General features: G+C 47.4%; 4 protein-coding genes and 1 pseudogene. 4 read left to right on the plus strand and 1 reads right to left on the minus strand.

The genetic code is table 11. The features are described 5' to 3' along the window. The 3 genes from Q0140_RS03080 to Q0140_RS03090 form a co-directional block, all read left to right on the plus strand. The coding region (locus Q0140_RS03080) for a cupin domain-containing protein (RefSeq protein ID WP_297961742.1) at nucleotides 1-275 on the plus strand (275 nt) is incomplete at its 5' end. Between the two features lie 43 nt (nucleotides 276-318). Further along, complete coding sequence (locus Q0140_RS03085; RefSeq protein WP_297961745.1) at nucleotides 319-954, plus strand: NAD(P)H-binding protein; 636 nt, start codon at nucleotides 319-321, stop codon at nucleotides 952-954. Nucleotides 955-1,034: 80 nt separating this feature from the next. Further along, nucleotides 1,035-1,445 carry an Rrf2 family transcriptional regulator gene (locus Q0140_RS03090; protein WP_297961748.1) on the plus strand — a complete coding sequence of 137 codons (411 nt, stop codon included), beginning with the start codon at nucleotides 1,035-1,037 and terminating at the stop codon, nucleotides 1,443-1,445. Between the two features lie 18 nt (nucleotides 1,446-1,463). Here Q0140_RS03090 and Q0140_RS03095 read toward each other — a convergent pair whose 3' ends face one another. Beyond that, nucleotides 1,464-1,679: a transcriptional regulator gene (locus tag Q0140_RS03095; protein WP_291938102.1), complete on the minus strand. Its 216-nt coding sequence runs from the start codon at nucleotides 1,677-1,679 to the stop codon at nucleotides 1,464-1,466. Between the two features lie 157 nt (nucleotides 1,680-1,836). Between Q0140_RS03095 and Q0140_RS03100 the strand changes: the two are divergent. Continuing rightward, nucleotides 1,837-2,105 (plus strand): annotated as a pseudogene (locus Q0140_RS03100) (hypothetical protein); the annotation flags it as partial.

Here is a 2,105-nt window from a genome sequence, read left to right on the forward strand (position 1 = left end):
CTGCAAACGTGAGCGTGCCGTTCGTGCATTCGCACAAGCAAAACGAGGAGCTTTACTTGGTGCTAAAAGGTGGCGGCACGCTTTTCATCGACGGCGAGGAGAGGGCGGTCAGCGAGGGCGACGCGATCCGCATCGATCCGGCGGGCAAGAGATGCTTTAAGGCGGGCGCGCAGGGGATGAAGTTTATCTGTATCCAGACCAAACGCGGCAGCCTGGAGCAGTACACGATGGATGATGGCGTGATAAACGACGATGTAAAGCTAAGCTGGCTGTAAATTTACGCGGCAATAAAAACAAATCAAATTTAAAGGAGTAACAATGAAAGTAGCAATCATCGGAGCAAACGGAAAATCAGGTTCAAATTTGGTGCAAGAAGCCCTAAAACAAGGGCATGACGTAACGGCTATCGTGCGAAACAAAGAGTATAAAAACGGCGACGTAAAAGTAGTCTACAAAGATATTTTTGAACTAACAAAGACCGATCTAGCTAGCTTTGACGCCGTTATCAGCGCATTTGCGGCATGGACGCCCGAAACGTTCCCCCTTCATAAAAAGGTAGCAAAACACCTCGCAGACGCGCTTAGCGGTACGAAAACGAGACTGCTCGTCATCGGCGGCGCGGGTACGCTATACGTGGACGATAAAGGCACTATGGCTATGGATACGCCTGACTTCCCGCCTGAGTATATGGGCGTCGCAAAGGCTACGGCGGAGTCGTTTTTCGAGCTAAAAGGTAGAACGGGCGTGCTCTGGACATACGTCTCGCCTGCCGGAGACTACGACGCAAATGGCGCTCGCACCGGCAAATACGTGCTCGGTAACGATCACGTCATACTAAACTCGCAAAACGAGAGCTATATCAGCTACGCCGATCTTGCGATCGCGATCATTGACGAGCTAAAAAATAGAAATTTCGTGCAAAAGCGCTTTACCGCAGTCGGCGAGAGGGCGTGAGTTTAAAATTTTGCTTAATTTAGCTAAAATAACGCCGCACGAAACTAACGTGCGGTTTTAAATTTAAATCAAGGTCGGCTATGCAAGTAGGTATAAAATTTTCACTCGCCGTTCACATCATGCTTTGCGTCGCGTATTTTCGCGAGGAGAAGGTCACGGGCGATTTCGTCGCCGCAAGCTCGGGGATAAACCCCGCCATCGCGCGCAAGCTGATCTCGCAGTTAAAAAACGCGGCTTTGGTGCTCACGACCGCGGGCGTGGGCGGCATCACGCTGGCTCGCGACGCGCGGCTCATCACGCTTTTAGACATTTACGAGGCGGTGAGCGAGGAGGACGCGATGTTTCGCCTGCACAAAGGCTCGCCTAGCGCCTGCCCCGTGGGCGGCAAGATCGAGGCGGTACTCGCGCCGCGCTTTGCTCGCATTCAGAATGATTTTGAAAAATCCCTATCAAGCGTGAGCTTGGCGGATTTGCTGCGGGATTTAGAATGAGATTTGTATAGCGTGGCTTTAAGTGGACTTTTTATCGCTCATCTCGGATTTTATCGATTCATCGGCTTGTAGAAGGTTTTCGTAATTTTCTTTGCTTTTTCGTATGGCGTCGTCAAATTTAAAACCGAGCATGACGATACGGTATAAATTCGGCTTGTTTTTGCGCCAATTATACAGCGTTGCGACATCAATGCCTAGATGATATGCCATATCGCGTTTAGTCAGCTTCAAAATTTTCCTTAAATTTGAAATCAATAAAATTGTATAGCTTTTATTCTGATAAACTAACACTTGAATATTTTTATGTTTTTAGTATTTTTCATATAATATTTCAATTTTTCTTTAACTACCTTGCAATATAATGTGAGAATATTTTTTGGGAGGATCCAATATGAAAAATTTCAAAATTTTAGTTTTCGGCGCTTTTGCGGCGATATTCTTTAACGGATGCGACGTAACGCCGCCGTTTCAGGTAGTTCAATTACAAGAAAACGCACGCGGTATCACGGTGGCAAGAAGCACGCCTTATAATTGCACTGTCTTGGGCGAGGTCGAGGGCAGAAGCGAAAATAACGGCTATGGTGCAAATTTACAGCTAATGCGCGATAGTGCGGTCAATGACGCTAAAAATAATGCTGCATACGTGATCGGAGAGGGAAA

The sequence above is a fragment of the uncultured Campylobacter sp. genome, from assembly GCF_938045405.1.
In the GTDB taxonomy this organism is placed as follows: Bacteria; Campylobacterota; Campylobacteria; order Campylobacterales; family Campylobacteraceae; genus Campylobacter_B.

Excerpts from the sequence above, each read along its gene's own strand:
- Q0140_RS03085 (WP_297961745.1), top strand. The coding sequence starts at position 319 with ATGAAAGTAGCAATCATCGGAGCAAACGGAAAATCAGGTTCAAATTTG.
- Q0140_RS03090 (WP_297961748.1), top strand. The coding sequence starts at position 1,035 with ATGCAAGTAGGTATAAAATTTTCACTCGCCGTTCACATCATGCTTTGC.